The organism is Microcoleus sp. MON2_D5 (genome assembly GCF_036701905.1).
Lineage (GTDB): Bacteria > Cyanobacteriota > Cyanobacteriia > Cyanobacteriales > Microcoleaceae > Microcoleus.
The window spans coordinates 1-16,665 of the sequence record NZ_JAUBRM010000111.1 but is presented as its reverse complement, the minus strand read 5'-3'; the positions used below and the strand labels follow the sequence as shown (position 1 = coordinate 16,665).

General features: G+C 46.0%; 13 protein-coding genes and 1 pseudogene. 3 read left to right on the top strand and 11 right to left on the bottom strand.

Annotated elements, in window-relative coordinates:
- Positions 1-48: 48 nt before the first annotated feature.
- The 3 genes from QUA47_RS27040 to QUA47_RS27030 all read right to left on the bottom strand — a co-directional run bounded on the left by QUA47_RS27040 (position 49) and on the right by QUA47_RS27030 (position 3,498).
- Positions 49-1,353 carry a leucine-rich repeat protein gene (locus QUA47_RS27040; RefSeq protein ID WP_333433034.1) on the bottom strand — a complete coding sequence of 435 codons (1,305 nt, stop codon included), beginning with the start codon at positions 1,351-1,353 and terminating at the stop codon, positions 49-51.
- Between the two features lie 100 nt (positions 1,354-1,453).
- Complete coding sequence (locus QUA47_RS27035) at positions 1,454-2,395, bottom strand: glutathione S-transferase C-terminal domain-containing protein (protein WP_333433035.1); 942 nt, start codon at positions 2,393-2,395, stop codon at positions 1,454-1,456.
- A 200-nt stretch (positions 2,396-2,595) separates the two neighbouring features.
- Entirely contained in the window at positions 2,596-3,498 is a 903-nt protein-coding gene (locus QUA47_RS27030; protein WP_333433033.1) for a hypothetical protein, read from the bottom strand.
- 332 nt (positions 3,499-3,830) lie between these two features.
- Between QUA47_RS27030 and QUA47_RS27025 the strand changes: the two genes are divergently transcribed.
- Positions 3,831-4,766 carry a class I SAM-dependent methyltransferase gene (locus QUA47_RS27025; protein ID WP_333433032.1) on the top strand — a complete coding sequence of 312 codons (936 nt, stop codon included), beginning with the start codon at positions 3,831-3,833 and terminating at the stop codon, positions 4,764-4,766.
- Between the two features lie 303 nt (positions 4,767-5,069).
- Positions 5,070-5,393: a hypothetical protein gene (locus tag QUA47_RS27020; protein ID WP_333167246.1), complete on the top strand. Its 324-nt coding sequence runs from the start codon at positions 5,070-5,072 to the stop codon at positions 5,391-5,393.
- Positions 5,394-5,425: 32 nt separating this feature from the next.
- Here QUA47_RS27020 and QUA47_RS27015 read toward each other — a convergent pair whose 3' ends face one another.
- From QUA47_RS27015 to QUA47_RS26980, 8 genes are all read right to left on the bottom strand, one after another.
- Positions 5,426-6,778, bottom strand: a complete 1,353-nt coding sequence (locus QUA47_RS27015) for a cytochrome P450 (protein ID WP_333433031.1) — start codon at positions 6,776-6,778, stop codon at positions 5,426-5,428.
- A gap of 123 nt (positions 6,779-6,901) precedes the next feature.
- The gene (locus QUA47_RS27010) at positions 6,902-7,771 is read right to left on the bottom strand and encodes a methylated-DNA--[protein]-cysteine S-methyltransferase (protein WP_333433030.1); all 870 of its coding nucleotides are present in this window, start codon (positions 7,769-7,771) and stop codon (positions 6,902-6,904) included.
- 257 nt (positions 7,772-8,028) lie between these two features.
- Positions 8,029-8,535, bottom strand: a complete 507-nt coding sequence (locus QUA47_RS27005; protein ID WP_006632696.1) for a MogA/MoaB family molybdenum cofactor biosynthesis protein — start codon at positions 8,533-8,535, stop codon at positions 8,029-8,031.
- A 193-nt stretch (positions 8,536-8,728) separates the two neighbouring features.
- Complete coding sequence (gene psb28, locus QUA47_RS27000; protein WP_006632697.1) at positions 8,729-9,064, bottom strand: photosystem II reaction center protein Psb28; 336 nt, start codon at positions 9,062-9,064, stop codon at positions 8,729-8,731.
- 209 nt (positions 9,065-9,273) lie between these two features.
- Positions 9,274-10,734: a DUF1565 domain-containing protein gene (locus tag QUA47_RS26995; protein ID WP_333433029.1), complete on the bottom strand. Its 1,461-nt coding sequence runs from the start codon at positions 10,732-10,734 to the stop codon at positions 9,274-9,276.
- A gap of 313 nt (positions 10,735-11,047) precedes the next feature.
- Positions 11,048-12,787 carry a hypothetical protein gene (locus QUA47_RS26990; protein ID WP_333433028.1) on the bottom strand — a complete coding sequence of 580 codons (1,740 nt, stop codon included), beginning with the start codon at positions 12,785-12,787 and terminating at the stop codon, positions 11,048-11,050.
- A 124-nt stretch (positions 12,788-12,911) separates the two neighbouring features.
- Positions 12,912-13,895, bottom strand: coding sequence for an SMP-30/gluconolactonase/LRE family protein (locus QUA47_RS26985; protein WP_333433027.1), 984 nt, complete (start codon positions 13,893-13,895; stop codon positions 12,912-12,914).
- Between the two features lie 258 nt (positions 13,896-14,153).
- Positions 14,154-15,269 carry a M48 family metalloprotease gene (locus tag QUA47_RS26980; RefSeq protein WP_333433026.1) on the bottom strand — a complete coding sequence of 372 codons (1,116 nt, stop codon included), beginning with the start codon at positions 15,267-15,269 and terminating at the stop codon, positions 14,154-14,156.
- Positions 15,270-15,502: 233 nt separating this feature from the next.
- Here QUA47_RS26980 and QUA47_RS26975 point away from each other — a divergent pair.
- Positions 15,503-16,458 (top strand): annotated as a pseudogene (locus QUA47_RS26975) (IS630 family transposase).
- The last annotated feature ends 207 nt before the right edge of the window (positions 16,459-16,665 follow it).

Sequence of the window (16,665 nt, the reverse complement as noted above, 5' to 3'; positions counted from 1 at the left end):
CTCATCTTTTTTCACAGTTTTACTAGCTTTTTCATTTTGGCGCTTTTTTCATATATTTGCAAAAGTGAGATGCACCCCAGGATTGAGAGGGTTGTCGTCGAGATCAAGCCGTTGCAACTGGGTGAGGGATGCAAGGGCCTCTGGCAGTTCCCTCAGTTGGTTGTTGGAGAGGTAAAGCCGTTGCAACTGGGTGAGGGATGCGAGCGACTCTGGCAGTTCCCTCAGTTGGTTGTTGGAGAGGTAAAGCCGTTGCAACCTGGTGAGGGATGCGAGCGCCTCTGGCAGTTCCGTCAGTTGGTTGTTGGAGAGGTAAAGCCGTTGCAACCTGGTGAGGGAGGCGAGCGCCTCTGGCAGTTCCGTCAGTTGGTTGTAGGAGAGGTCAAGCCGTTGCAACCTGGTGAGGGATGCGAGCGCCTCTGGCAGTTCCGTCAGTTGGTTGTTGTGGAGATCAAGCTGTTGCAACTGGGTGAGGGAGCGTATCGCCTCTGGCACTTCCGTCAGTTGGTTGTAGGAGAGGTAAAGCTGTTGCAACTGGTTGAGGGAGCGTATCGCCTCTGGCACTTCCGTCAGTTTGTTGTTGTCGAGGTCAAGCCGTTGCAACTGGGTGAGGGATGCGAGCGCCTCTGGTAGTTCCGTCAGTTGGTTGTAGGAGAGGTCAAGCCGTTGCAACTGGGTGAGGGATGCGAGCGCCTCTGGTAGTTCCGTCAGTTGGTTGTACGAGAGGTAAAGCTGTTGCAACTGGGTGAGGGATGCGAGCGCCTCTGGCAGTTCCCTCAGTTGGTTGTTGTAGAGGTGAAGCTTTTGCAACTGGGTGAGGGATGCGAGCGCCTCTGGCAGTTCCCTCAGTTGGTTGTTGTAGAGGTAAAGCTGTCGCAACTGGGTGAGGGATGCGATCGACTCTGGTAGTTCCGTCACTTGGTTGTAGGAGAGGTCAAGCCGTTGCAACTGGGTGAGGGATGCGAGCGCCTCTGAAACTGCCGTCAGTTTGTTGTTGTCGAGGTCAAGCCGTTGCAACTGGGTGAGGGATGCGAGCGCCTCTGGCAGTGACCTCAGTTGGTTCTTGTCAAGGTAAAGCAGTTGCAACTGGGTGAGGGATGTGATCGACTCTGAAACTGCCGTCAGTTTGTTGTTGGAGAGGTAAAGCTGTCGCAACTGGGTGAGGGATGCGATCGACTCTGGTAGTTCCGTCAGTTGGTTGTTGGAGAGGTAAAGCCGTTGCAACTGGGTGAGGGATGCGATCGCCTCTGGCAGTTCCCTCAGTTTTAGACCCCCTAAATCGAGTGCTATTGCTCCCTCTCGCCGTGCCTGTTCAATGCGTTGCTGTGCTGCCCGATCGCCCTTATTTCCTAACATTGCCAATTCCTTGTTTTGATTTTTGTATATAAGTACGATCGCCTTTTGAGATGACTCGGGCGATCGCCAGACATGATTTGATTTTGAATATTGCTTAATCTCACTTCAAAATAACATCAATATTTTGTCGATCGTGAGCTTTGAGCAAACTCGCCGGATCGGGCCCAGCGGGGATAATGCAGCCGGGATTCAGCGGGAACAAATTGCCGTAATAATCGCGCTTCACAGCCTCCAAATCGCAAGTGCCAGCAACTCCCGGCAACTGGTACAAATCGCGCAGATAAGCTCCCAAATGCTCGTAATCTTGAATGCGGCGCACATTGCATTTGAACAAGCTGTAGTAAACGGCATCAAAACGGAATAGAGTAGTAAAAAGCCGCACGTCTGCTAATGTCACCCGATCGCCACAAAGGTAACGACTCCTCCAGAGCGAGCGATCGATCTCGTCTAAAACAGCAAACAATTCACTGCAAGCCGAGTCATAAGCAGCTTGAGATTGCGCGAAACCGCAGCGATAAACGCCGTTATTCACCGATTGGTAAATCTTCTCATTCCACTCGTCAATTTGCAATCGCAAATCCAGAGGATAAAGATCCATTTGAGGATTGCTAGCAAACTCGTTAAACTCCGAGTTTAGCATCACAATAATTTCCGAACTCTCGTTATTGACGATCGTCTTTTTCGAGTCATCCCACAGCACCGGCACTGTACACCGCCCCTGATAGCCCGGTAAAGCCAACTGGTAAAGTTCGGGCATCGTGTTGCAGCCAAAAGCCTCCGACTCCATCACCCACATTCCCCCTTCAGAGGGATAGACAATCGACACCGATATCGCATCTTCCAGCCCTTTGAGCGCCCTCGTCACCAGAGTGCGGTGCGCCCAAGGGCATCCCGTACCCACGAAGAGGCGATACCGTCCCGCAGCGGGCCCGTGAGGGTTGTCTGGTGCTGTGCTGACAAAGTTGCGGAAACTGCTGCTGGGGCGAATGTATGCTCCGGTGCGATCGGGCGGCGCTAGTTTTGACATCATTAATTGCCACATTGATGTCCAGACAAATTTGCCGAGCTTGACTGTTACGGATGAAGGAAGCGATTTGTTTTTCACAATGCGATTAAAAGAGGTTTGCTAAACATAATCTGCTTATTTTAACTCAAGTTTGTTCCCTCGTTCCCAGGCAGAGCCTGGGAACGCAGATCCAGAGGCTCTGCCTCGCTCTGTTCCCTCACCTGGGAACGATTTTTCTAGGATCTGCCAGAGGCTATTTCAGCATAAGCTCGATCTATCAATCGGCGAGCAACCGTCTGAATTCCCGTATGTTCGTAATAATTGGTAGTCATGTCTAAAAACGCGGCGACATAATCCAATTTGTCATCGGTAACATCAACGTATTGCTTGAGATGGCCCAAAACTATGGCGGGAGTTAAGCCGCGAGACTGTACTAAATTGTTCATCCAACCTTGCGCTGAGGCGAAAGTTGCTGTCACAAATCCGAACTTTTGTGAATTATTTGCGCCGGGAATTAGGTTGCTGATATTTTGGAATGTTGAGTTTTGCTGCAAGGTTGAAGGATTCAATCCGCCTATGGTATTTTGTGCTACTCGAATGAAGTCCGGGCCAAGGGGAATTAAACCGTCAGCACACACTAAAGCAGCCATCCGCATCACAGATTCGCCTTTGTAATGGGATAAATAATTACCAAAGCTTCCCACATTGTCAAGGGAAATATTATTAAGTTTGCAGAAGGCAATTAGCTCGATCGCCACTTTGACGCACAAGTCGATCGTTTGAGTGGTGTCAGCTTTGGGAGTGAGGCGGTTGAGAAAGGAAAGAAAGCCGATGTTTTCGCCGATTTTATTCGCCATAGCCGTTGCACCTAACGCACTGTCGGCGCTGTCTGCTAACTGGTAAAGCCTGACTACGCCTTGATATGGCTCGTTGGGGTTAGCGTAAAGCTCGATCGCGCGATCGCGAATTTTCCCAACTAATTTGCGCTTTGTTTCCCCTGTGACCGCTTGAATAGTATTATCAAAACCCGTGAGATTGTTCCACTCCCCCGGAACTACAAAATCGAGAGATTTTAACATCTTCACAGTGACGCCATTAGACGGCAAATTGTCAACCAATTCCACAATAGATTTGCTCATCACAAACTCCTGAATAGCCAGATTTAAAGTGTTCTATCAAATACTCCAACTTCGGCAAATCCGATTCCAGATTCCAGATTAATTCCCCAGAACTAAGTAGGTAAGCACAAATAAATATTAGACCACCCGATCCAGTTTGGCAATCTTCAGAGCTTTTCTCTCTTCTCTAACTCTGCGTTCTCTGCGCCCCCAGCGGTTCATTTAAAAAAAGTCTTTTCCACAAAACATTTGCATTTCACTCGCCAGCACAAAGTTAAGTTTCATTATATTGACAGACTCAAAATCGCCTAAATGTGTTAAAATGGATGGCGCAAAATAGAAAAAGATAAAATATGACTCTTGCAATTAACACAACTCCGGGATTAGCCTCGCGCTTAGTAAATGGCGTACTTTCCATCAAGCCTTTGGCTAATCTAGCCAAGCACCAAGCGCGGGAAATGATGATAAAAAGAGCCGAAAAAATCGGAGTGCATTGGCGACAAGACTCCCAAGCACTTTTAGCTCGAAATTGGGATGCAGAATTGCTCAGCGTCCAAAATCCCGATCTTGTTTACCCGAAATATTATCTAACTTCATTCCACGCTTATGAAAAAGGTAATATGAGTTGGGAAGCTGCTACAGAAGTTGAAGTTGCCGCCCGTACAGTTCACGCCGGAATTTGGCCGGAAGCGGGTGCAGAAGGCGATGCTAAACTCCGTGCCAGCTATCACGAAGTCATCAAATCTCAAATTGCTTCTTCACCGCAAGATATTGTTGATTTGGGATGCAGCGTGGGAATGAGTACCTTTGCTCTTGGGGAGGTTTACCCGGAAGCGAAGATGACTGGGGTGGAGTTGTCGCCTTATTTTTTAGCAGTTGCTAAATACCGTTCTCAACAGCGAGAAGCTGAATCTTTAAATGAAAAATCTCCGACTTGGGTTCACGCTGCTGCGGAATCTACGGGTTTGCCGACGGCTGCTTTTGATTTAGTTTCTATTTGTTTAGTTTGTCACGAATTGCCGCAGAAAGCTACTAGAGAAATATTCCGGGAAGCGAGGCGTTTGCTACGTGTTGGCGGACATTTGACAATTATGGATATGAATCCTCAGTCGGAAGTTTATGCCAAAATGCCTCCTTACATTTTGACTTTGCTCAAGAGTACGGAACCTTATTTGGATCAGTATTTTGGGTTGGATATCGAGCAAGCTTTAGTTGATTCCGGTTTTGCACAGCCGACAATCACTTGCAATACAGTCCGACACCGGACTATTGTTGCTAAGGCAATATAGCGGTTTTCAGTAGAGTGAAGTACAGATATCGGGTAGGACACGGCACTGCCGTGTCTAAAGCTGTATTTATTTAATTCGATTGAAAACTGCTATAAATGGTAAAGTTGCATAGATATTATTCAATCCTTGGGGCGGTGCGTGAGTGTAAATAGTCTAATCTGTGGATTTAAAAATTTCTGCGACCGCGCCCCCTAATGATAAAAAATTGCGATGCTACCGGATTTGATATTAGACAGGCGTAGAAGCTATTCACAGCGCCATTTGTTAGACATTTTGATAGAACCCTAAAAGTAGGACATCTTCATGAACCCGACAGCCCCCTCTCAAAACGTCATCGATTGTTTGCAGGTTATCTTGGATGCTACTGCATCGAAGAATTACGAGCTTTTTACTACAGTCGGTGATGCAGGCTACAAAACGAGCATTACACAAAAAATGTTTGACGATGTTAGCGAGCAGCTTGCTTCCCGCCTGCAAAAGGGATACTCAATTAATTATTTTGGTGAGATAAAACAAGGTAATTCTCCGATTTATTTGTGGAAGCTGAGTTTTGAAGATGGTGGAGATGAATTTGTGGCACACATGACTATGAATGGAGACAAAGTTGCTGGGATTTTCATCGAATAACATATCTTGCTTGGCACGGTGTTTCACTGAATCTAACGCCGATCGCCCACAACCGTTAATCGAAATCGATCGGGTGGTACAAAGGTGATTCCCCGGCGCGCCGGACGAATTGGCCGATCGAGATTCGATACAAACTCACGCGAAGACAGCACCGTTGCTAAAACAAGTTTCATTTCAAACATCGATAACGCCATCCCGATGCAGCTTCGACTCCCGCCTCCAAACGGTAAAAATTCAGAGGCGGAAAACTTGCGTTCTAAAAAGCGATCCGGATTGAATTGAGCGGGATTTTCGTAGGTTTCAGGCCGACGGTGGGCCAAATAGACACAGGGGATTAAAATCGTTCCCGGTTGATATGTATAGCCTTCGAGTTCGATCGTCCGTTTCACCTTGCGCGGCTGCGAAATTAAGGCAATTGGATAAACCCGCAGCGCTTCCTTGCAGACTGCTGTTAAGTAGGGCGACTGCGAAAGGGCGATCGGATCGGGATTTTCGCCCAGTTCATCCAATTCCTGCCGCAATCTAGCGAGACATTCGGGAAACTGATGCAGCCAGTAAAACGCCCAAGTCAAGGCCGATCCAGTCGTTTCATGTCCCAACAACAACAGCGTCATCAACTGATCGCGCAATTCTCGATCGCCGATGGATTCGCCGCTGTCGTCGCGGGCCATCATCAACACTGACAGAATATCCGTGCGAGACGAATCGAGAGAATGCGATCGCCTCTCGGCAATTTCCGCATAAATCAGCGAGTCAATCTGCGCCATCTGCTGCAAAAACTGCCCCCACGGGCTCCAAGGCCCTAAATTTTGCTGCAACGGTTCAAAGAAAAATTGCATGGAGTACAGCTCAGAGGTAATCGCCTCTAAAAGCTTGCTGAGCAATTGTTTCAGTTGTTCGTAGCGCTCTCCCGGCACTAATCCAAAGACGACTTGCAATATTACTTGCAGCGAAATTTCTGACATTTCTTCGCGGACTGCGATCGCATCTGGGGCTTTCCAGTCGATCGTCTGCTTTTTCGTCAAATCAACAATCAAATGTCCTTGACTGTGCAACTGTTCCCGATGCAGCGCGGGCATTAATAGCTGTCGCTGTCGCAGATGTCGCGGCCCTTCATTCATAATTAGGGATTCATTTCCCACCAGCGGGCGAAATACGTTGGTCACTTTGCCAAACTCAAAGGCATCGGCTAACGTCGTAAACACCGCCTGAATCGCTTCTGGACTGCCCAGAAACACCACGGGGGGCGAAGAGGGCCCCAACACGCGGGCGGTAAATGTATCGCCGTATTTGGCAGAGTAGCGATCGAAAAATGCGATCGGGTCAGCTACCAGCGAAAGCGTTTGGAACAGAGCAGGAGAACGAGATCCGGTAGGCAGCGTCATTGCAAAACTGGCGATACACAATATTTCTAGTGTATTTTGACATACTCCGAAGTCCTCGATCGACCTTGCAGCCTGAAATTTATCTGCGATCGATTGCGAAGGCCACTAGCAAAAATAGTAATGCTATCGGGAGCGATCGCAGATTGTACGGCTAGCTTCCCAACCTAACATGACTGTTTTACGCTCTACTCCCCAGCAATAGCCACCGAGTTCTCCAGATTCTCGAATGACTCGGTGACATGGAATTAGATAGCCAATCGGATTGTGACCGATCGCATTTCCTACAGCTCTAGCAGCAGTTGGGCGTGCTACCATTTGAGCTATAGTTTGATAGGTGGCGATCGCACCAAATGGCAATTTCAAAAGTGCTCGCCAAACTTGAATTTGAAAGTTAGTGCCTTTTACCAAGAGCGTTAGTGGTTTTTGCTCGCTGAGAGTTTCTGAATTGAAAATCAGGTCGCGCAATGATTGAGTGGCTTGGTCATCACGAATGATTTCAGCTCTTTTCCAGGTCAATTGCAGTCTTTGTTCGGCGGTTTGTTCCTGTGTTGTATCCAAGAAATAAAGATTACAAATACCACGGGCAGTTGTCGCGATTAGAGATTTGCCAAACGGGGTCTCCTGAATGCCATAGCGAATTTGCAAACCTGCTCCGCCTGCTTTGAACTCCCCGGGTGACATTGCTTCTAAGTTCACAAATAAATCGTGTAATCGTCCGGGACTCGATAGTCTCACGTCCAAGGTTAGGTCGAGAAGGCTTTTAGTGTGAGTGATTTTTGACTTGGCATATTCAACTGTCAGATATTGCAAAAACCGCTTGGGACTAATGCCGGCCCATTGAGTAAATAGCCGTTGAAAATGATATTCACTCAGTCCTATGTGTTGGGCCACAGTTGCCAGATTGGGCTGGTTTAGGTGGTGTTGTCGCATAAAGGCGATCGCCCGAGCAATCCGGTGATAATCTTCGCTAGCATAGACACTCGCATTCTGCATCGAAATCATCTAGTCTAAGTCAAGGGAATTTTGATGTTTCCTTACTTTAGCCATAGAGTAGGCTCAAAGCCACCCGTTTCTTGCGGTGAATGCAGTCAGTCGATTTTAGATTTTAGATTTTAGATTGAAGAAAGCGACCTCACTGCTAAACCCGGGGGCTTGCGATGAGGATTCAAAGCTTTTTTCTCGCTCCACCGATGCTCGGGCGACTTGTAACCAAATTTATTTCGGTCAGTCAATTAACCGAACTTTCGCTCTCACCCTCCGCGCAACTGCGTCACCAAGTGAACTAATTCCGGTAAAATTAGCTTTTCCACAGCTAGTTTTACACCATTGCTAGAGCCCGGAAGAGAAAAGACTAACTTGCCTTGATACACCCCTGCAACGGCGCGAGAGGCGATCGCTCTCGAACCAATTTCTTGATAGCTCAAAAACCGAAATATCTCACCAAATCCTGGTAAAATCCTGTCTAGCAAACTCTCCATCACATCATAAGTCGTATCTCGGGGAGCGATGCCCGTGCCGCCGTTAAAAATGATTGCATCCACATCTTCACGCTGGGAAAAAGCCTGCATTTGCAATACAATTTTGGCCGCATCATCTTTAACAACAGTGTAAGCTACCACCGAGTGACCCGCATCTTTTAGCAGCTTCTTAGTTAACAAGCCGCTATTGTCTGTTTCAGCCGAGCGCGTGTCGCTAACAGTAATGATAGCGCAATTTACGGTTATTTTAGATAAGTCCGGGTGAGGAATTTGCGTCATATAACAGATGTTGAAGGAAAAAGGAAGAAGCAAGAAGGAAGAGGGAATCAGGAAAAGGGAAGAGGGAAGAAGTCATTAGTTAGTTGTGATTTGTTCGTTGTTAGTTATTCATTATCAAATAACTAATAACCAATAACCAATAACCCATGCCCCATACCCCATGCCCCATGCCCCATGCCCTATGCCCCATCAATTATGCCTTGCTAAATCCTAAGCCGTTTGCTTCCGAGTAGCGTTCCATAAAACGCATAAATCGATCCCATTCTGCGGGATTTCTCATTAGATAAAGAGCTTCCAAACCAGCAGGCTGACCGTTGATGAACTTAGCCTTAACCTCGCGAGTGAGGATTTCGCCTTCTTCGTCGATCATGTACATTCCAGTAATGTCTTCGGTACTGGTGCTGCTGAGAGCTTTGGGATTTTCAAAGATAAACGTGGCAGTGCCTTGAGCTCCCGTTTTAGAACGGGTTAGGCGCACTTCGGGCACAGCATCTTCGTCTATACCCCGAGAAAATTGAATTTTAGCCATAATCTGACAGTCGAACCTTAAGGATTGCTTAATTTCTTAATGTTTAATCATAAAACGATTCGGGTACTCGCAAATCAAGACTTGGGAGAGTGGAAGCGGGTGAGAGTGGGTGAGAGTGGATGAGAGTGAGGCAATCGGAGACAAGGGCGAGGGGATATGGGTTGGTTCTTTGTACCCCAAGTTATCCTCTCCCTTGTCTCCCAATTCCCTTAGACGATGTAAGGAGAGTTAATAGGATCGGCGCGGTTTGTGGCTACCAGAGTTTGGTAGATGAGGGCGGATATCTCGCCACGGGTGATATCGTGGGCGGGGCAAAGCTTTTCGCGCGCGGGATAGTTGACCACGATTTTGCGCTCTGTGGCGGTTGCTATCTCGTCGGTGGCAAAACTGGGAATCTGAGCTCGATCGACATAAACGCTCAAAGAATTGGGGTTGCCCCCCGCCAACTGCAAGCCGTTTACCAAAGAAACGATCGCCTGAACTCTAGTCAAATTCTGCTCCGGGCGAAACGTGCTGTCTGGATATCCAGCCAAAAAGCCAGCTCGATTAGCTTGGTCGATCGCTCCCTTGGCCCAAAAATCCGCCGCCACATCCTTAAAAACCGTCGCCTCACGGCGCGGCACCAATTCAAACGCCTTCGCCAACATAGCCGCATACTGAGCTCTAGTTACAATCTCGTAAGGTTGAAAAGTGCCGTTGGGAAACCCGCTAACAATATTCCTCTTTGCCAAGCGATCGATAAAATCCTTCGCCCAATGCGTGCTGATGTCGCTAAACTTTAGCCCGCCAGCAGTCGGAGTTGGCGTCACATTGCCCAAATCAAATAAACCTTTCACCCGCGAAGAATTGAGCTGATTTCCCACCGCAGAAATCTTAACCCCAGTCGCGTTTTGCAAGTCTAATTCACCGTTATTCAGAAAAATATTGCCGCCCAAATCTTGAGCAGTACCAATATCTGGCAGCGACTTCCCCCCCGCCGTCAAACCGTCTTCGGTATTTTTTTCAATGCGATTCTTGCGTAAAATCGGCTGAGATTCCCCCGCTAAAACGATACCGGCTCGATTTTCCAAAATTTGGTTATCAACAATCAAAGGAGCCGACTGAGCTTGCAGAGAAATGCCGAAACCCGTCTTTTGAAAAATATTGCGCCGTATTGCTCCTTTAGCAGTTCCCGCCATAATCACCCCAGCGGCTGAGTTTTCCACAAATATGTTGTCGAGAATCGCAGGATTAGCAGTGCCCGTGGCAAAAACGCCTTCGCCCTTACAAAGTGTGAAAGTGCAGTTAGCCACAGTCGGAGAAGTTGACTCAATCCAGACTCCCGTGCCGCCACTATCGAGATTAGTAACAGTTACTCCGCGCAATTCCGAATTAGTTGCTAGCAGTATCGTGATATTTTGGCCTGCAGCGGTGGGACTGACAAATTTGCCGCTGCCTTGAATCAGAATGCCTCTACCTTTGTTAGTTTCATTGCCAATAACTTTTACTCCCGAGGGAATTTCCAAGGGGAATTTTTCGCCACTAGCAGCGCTGTAAGTTCCCGGTGCTAATTGAATAGTGCTTCCCGATGCAGCGCGGGCGATCGCGCGGGCTATAGTTTTGAATGGAGCCGATTGGGTGCCGACTGCGGAATCGCTGCCTGTTTGCGGGTTGACGTAAAGTGTTGCCATATTTTTGTTAAAGAGATAATTGGCGATCGAGATTTTGTGCAATTTTCATTGTCTGCGAACTTGACCCCGGATTTATATTCACCTTTGATTGCGGAGATTATTTAATTGCACGATATCCGTAATATTACCTCTCAGGAGTGGCAACCGCAGGGGGATTGCCCCTACAAATCACTAAACTATTAATTCTTGGGTCAGAAACCGGGTTTCTTGGCTCCGGTTCAACCTAAAAACCAAGATTTTTAGCTATGAAACCCGTTTATTTCTAGTTCCCCGGCTCTTCCTGAGAACGCATATCCCAAGGCTCGGCCTCGCCTTAATTACGGGTCAATTTCACAATACAAGGCGCATCCAAAACCACTACAGCTTCATTTTGAAAAACAGTACAACTTGTGATTGCTGAAGCTAAGGCTGGAATTTTTCCTTGTTGGATAGAAAGCATCGCCTCCGGTGTAGAATCAAATTGATTTAGCCAGCCATCATCCTTTACATACTGAAGACTCAAAGCATGGTGATCGAGCATCCAAAAATCAATTCCATATTGATTAATAAAATTTTGCAATACAGCTCGATCGGGAGTGTATTGAGCGCGAATTAAATCGTTAAGTCGCTGCCGATATTTGCTGTAGTAGCCTTTCTGATACGGCACTGCATATTCCTTTGCCACCAAAACTGAACGTTGACTAAATGTTGGCAAATGGTCAGTCTCTGCCGCGATTGAAGCAATCAAAATATCTTTAGGTTGTTGCTCAAAAAATTTGTACAAACCCGACATTTTACCTTCTACATAGCCGACTGTGGGAAATTTTTCGACCAAGCAGGGATAAAACACAACGGCGATAGCGATAATCGCTGTCGTAATTAGTGCCACTAGATTTTTTATATCAAATGTTGTTGCGGTTGTTGATGCCCAATAACCGACTCCATCGATAATTAAAGTTAGGGCGATCGCAGTTATCAACACAACAATAAATCGCAAGCTGTAGGCAGTATAGCGACCCGGTTGATACAGCTTAAAAATGGTAGCGTGAGCCGCAAAAAACATCGCTGATGATGCTAAAAATAGCTGAAGCAAAAGCCAGATTTTGCTTTGAATCTGATTTGCTAAGGGAAAAGCCGAGCGCAAAAACAGCAGCAGCGGAAATAACAGCCCGACACAGTGAGTTACAGGCGTAAACAGCGACTTGGGAAACATCCCGCTGCCCCGCCCTGTCAACCAATAATCTTTAGGATTGGGACGAAAAAAAGCATTTCTGCCGCTGGGAACAAATTCGGCCATTTGCTTCGCTTCTGCTGCGGTATAAGTTGGGCCAAATTCAGAGTTATCTAAGGCATAGGGCAGCATTACTAAAAAGATTAATCCCAAACCTGTAGTGCAAAATAGGTAATTAGTTCGATCGCCCGACAAGCGCAAACCGCCGTTTTTCCAGCATAGCAGCCGCAAAACTAAAATTCCGGCAGCAACCAAGGCGTAAGGAGGATAGAATAGTCCGATCAGCGCGATCGCTCCCAAACAAGGCAGCAACGAACTGCGCGACAAATAATATAAAAAACCCAGAAATATCGGATATATAAAAGCTCTTGGCGTTGTAGAAGCCAAATCGTCAGTCATCCACATATGCTGATTTAACAGCAAAGATGCAATAAATCCAGTCATCGGTACTGGCAGCATTTCTAGGCAAAGACCAAAACAGTAATAAGTCGAGATTAACGCGAGAAATAGCGGCAATATTTTGTGAAAAAATAGCGGATGAATGCCAACTGTTGCGGCTAATTTGTAGAGCGTGCTGTATCCTGCGGGGGCGACTGATTGAAAGTAATTAGCAATGAAATCGTTGGGGAATAATTCAGGATCGACAAACCGCATCATCCAGAAAACGTGCTGCCTCGCATCGTCTTGCACCATATACTCGGCCCTGAAGGCTTGCTTGAGTCCTAAAAAACCATAAAGTGCAGCAAATGTCAAGCTCAAAGTCAACCAAAATATTGTGTGCGATCGGGATTTGCGATCGACTGTAGCAGTTAGAAATTTGTGCAACCGAGCTATTAATACCATTAGAGATTTGAGATTCGAGATTAAAGAATGGGGAATGACTGATTCTCAAACCTACGATTATATCATGCCCCGTCAATTACCCCTAATAAAAACCGCTTTACTTTCAATTTCGCCCGATTTTAGATCATTTTCCAGGCCGCACACCCGCAATTTTAAGGCGAATCCGATACAGACTTGTATTTGCCGTAATATAAAGCGTTTTGCGATCGCTTTCTCCCCAAGCCACATTAGTCGCCGTCTCAGGCACAGAAATCCTCCCCAAAAGCTTGCCATCCGGCGATAAAATCCACACTCCCCCCGGCCCGGTGCTGTAAACATTCCCCTCTAAATCAACTTTTAAACCGTCGGGAACTCCGCCTTTAGTGGCGGCATCTTTTAACTCCGCAAAAAGCCGCTGGTTGGTCACAGTTCCGTCCGATTTTACATCGAAAACGGCAATGTATCCCGCTTCCGAGTTGTTGACATAAAGCTTTTGCTCGTCGGGTGAAAAGGCAATGCCATTCGGCAGCACCAAATCCTTAACCAGCAGAGTTAATTTCCCGTCTGGTGCCAACCTGTAAACACCGTAAAAACCCAATTCTTCCTGGTCTTTACTAACACCGTAGGACGGATCGGTAAAATAAATGCTGCCGTCGGATTTAACAACCAAATCGTTCGGACTGTTGAGCCGCTTGCCCTCATATTTATCCGCCAATGTGATAACTTTGCCATCTTTTTCAGTGCGGGATACGCGACGATTTTCGTGTTCGCCAGTAAGTAAGCGGTTTTCTTTGTCTAAAGTATTTCCGTTGGCTTTTCCCGAAGGGGTGCGAAATACCTCAACTTGCTGATTAGAGGCTAATTTATAGATAATATTGGCGGGAATATCGCTGAACAGCAAAAAGCCGTCTGGATGCCAAAGCGGGCCTTCTATAAATTGAAAATTGCCAGCGACTTTTTCTAATTTCGCACTGTCATCAAGAATATCTTGCACGGCGTTTTTTTTCTCCTTGTTTTCCGTCTGGGCGGTCAACTTTGTTAAGTTACCCCTGAGTTTTTGGCTGGGGTTGCTGACTGCTAAACTTAATACTATCAACAACAAACTAATTGTAGCAATTTTGATTGTCATGTTTGCTCATAACTGAATTACTCCCTTCCCACCCTAAAATTACCTATCTCCTTCTTTACTTCTTCCTTTCTTTGTGATAAAAGCGCTATCCCGCCGCGTAGCTAACAGGCCGAAAGCGGTTCGTCAACTCACTATTTTGATAAAAAAAGATAGTTTAGAGCGGTATTAAATTATATAGTACCGTATGTAACAAAAAAAAAGAAGCTCGCATTTTCGAGCTGAATTATATTTAACTTAAAACGTTTCACCTGTCAACTTTCAAGCAGCAAATGATATAAATAGCGAGGCAATACCGATCGCGATCGCCCCTATACCCATCACAACAGACCAGAAGCGGTGATAACTCTTAACCGTAGTACCGCTATCGCTTTCAAGCTGAATCAAATCCATCCAAGGTGCAACACCCCGACGGAACCAACCCAAAGCGCTAACATCCATTCCAATCAAGCTTTCAACCCGTTTCATGCCAAACAGAAAATTACCAACTGGCCCAAAACGAGAAGCATAGCGCAGATAAATCATTCCCGTTCTGTCTTGCAATTTCAAATCAGAACCGAAGGTATAACCCGCATCGCCGCGACCAATTAATTCGCCTTGCAGTTGCGCCGGTTGACCCCGCAAAGGACTTGCGTAAGGATCAGACATTAAGGTTAAAACATCCAAATGTTCTGCTTGTTCGTAATTCGGGAACATCACCCAAGTCTTGAGCAAAATTCGTGCACCCAAAGCGATTAAAGGACAAGCAACCATCATCATCGGGTTTACAGCATACAGCGAAATGCCGATCGCACAACCCACCGCTAAGCCCAGAGTTTCTGCACTGTACAGCAGCAAATCGAACACAAAATTGCCGTACAATCTCCGCTTGCTCAAATCGTTGCCTTCGCCGACAATCCGGCCCATGTCAAACTCAACATCCAAGCCTAATTGTTCGGCATAAGTGCTCAAAGCGCGAACTCGTTTACCAGTCAGCGGGTGAGTCGAGTTCAACTCCATCCACCAACCCCAGGGATTAAACATATCCCACAAAAACACTCGCCCAATCTTTTCCGGTTCCGAAGAAATCCTGTAAGCAGTCCCAGTAGATGTGGCAGCTTTAGCATCGTAAATGCCTAAAGCGCGAGTTCCTTCTAATAAGCGGCTGGGTTCGGTGGCTCTTTGTCCTTCTTCCAAAATACCGTAAGCAATTTTTACCAAAGCGCGAGACAAAGCGTTGGGATTTCCGGTTGTTTCGGCTGCAAAATGGTCGGCAAAATATTCTCGCGTCCGCGACAAATACAGCAATAAATAAGTGCCGGCGATATAAAACAAATAAGCAACAGCAGCTACAGTACCGGCCGCATCTTTAGCTTTCTTGCCACCACTTCGACCCATCCTGTGAGCTGTAGTGTAAATTAAATATAGCCTTTCTCAGAAAGATGAGGTATCATGTTACTGACACTCACTCGTGAGAGTAAAATAGAGAAGATCAGGTCAAATGAACTATAATTATATGGTTGAGTAAAGCCACGCGAAAGCGATACCACACATCATAACATTTTTTTGAAAGCACGATCTGCTTGACTCACAACACGTTTACTTGTACCAAACATCCTACATTGTTAAAAATGAAAGCTTACTCGATTGATTTTCGGCAAAAAATCCTAGATAGTTATCATACGGAACCCCTCTCACAAAAAGCAATAGCTAAGCGTTTTTCTGTAGCCTTGAGCTTTGTACAAAAATTGCTTAAACAATATCGTGAAACAAAAAACATTACTCCGAAAACTGACCGATGTGGAGTCAAAGGCAAACTGAATGCGGAGCAACTACTCATCTTGGCGGAATTGGTGGAAGCTTCGGATGATGCAACTCTTGAAGAACTCCGTTATTTACTTTATGGGAAAATTGGATTTTCCGTTAGTAGAGCAACAATAGGAAGAATGATAAAACTCTTAGACATTACTGTCAAAAAAAACTCTATTCCCTTCAGGCAAAGGCACAGAGCGAGTTCAAATCCTGCGATGTGAGTTCTGGAAAACAATTAAAGAGATTAGTTTAAAAGACTTAATATTCATTGACGAATCGGGAGTTAATTTGGCAATGGTTAGGTTATATGCTAGGTATGCAAAAAGGTGAAAGGACCAAGGGACCAAAACCAACTAAACGTGGCAAAAATGTCTCCATAATTGGAGCAATGTCAGTAAATGAAATCTTAACATCGGTTAATTTAATAGGTGGAACTGATGCAATTACCTTTGAAGCTTTTATCATCAGAAAACTCGTACCAAAACTCTGGAAAGCAGGTTGTGTGGTGATGGATAATTGTCCTATTCACCTGGGAGAAGAAGTCAAAAAAGCGATTGAAAAGAAAGGCGCAAAATTAATATACTTATCACCTTATTCACCAGATTTTTCACCAATTGAGAATCTGTGGTCAAAACTTAAAATCATTCTCCGTTCTATCAAGACTACTAATTATCAAGAGTTAGGAAAAGCCATAGACTTTGCGTTCCGACAAGTTACCTCGTCAAATATTTTTAACTGGTTTACACACTGCTGTTATTGTACCTCATCTTTCTGAGAAAGGCTATATTTAACGTTTCATACCGTAAATGAGCAACGCCTAGGATGTTTGCCGTAGATTTGGGATGTGCCATGTAATAGCAAATCCGGTTTTAATACCCCCTTTATTTCTTAGTCCTCCTTTGCTCGCAGGGTAAGAGCATCTCAATTAGGCTTGACACAAGGACTCAGAAGAATCTAATGTAGGGTCAAGAAAACAAGAAAA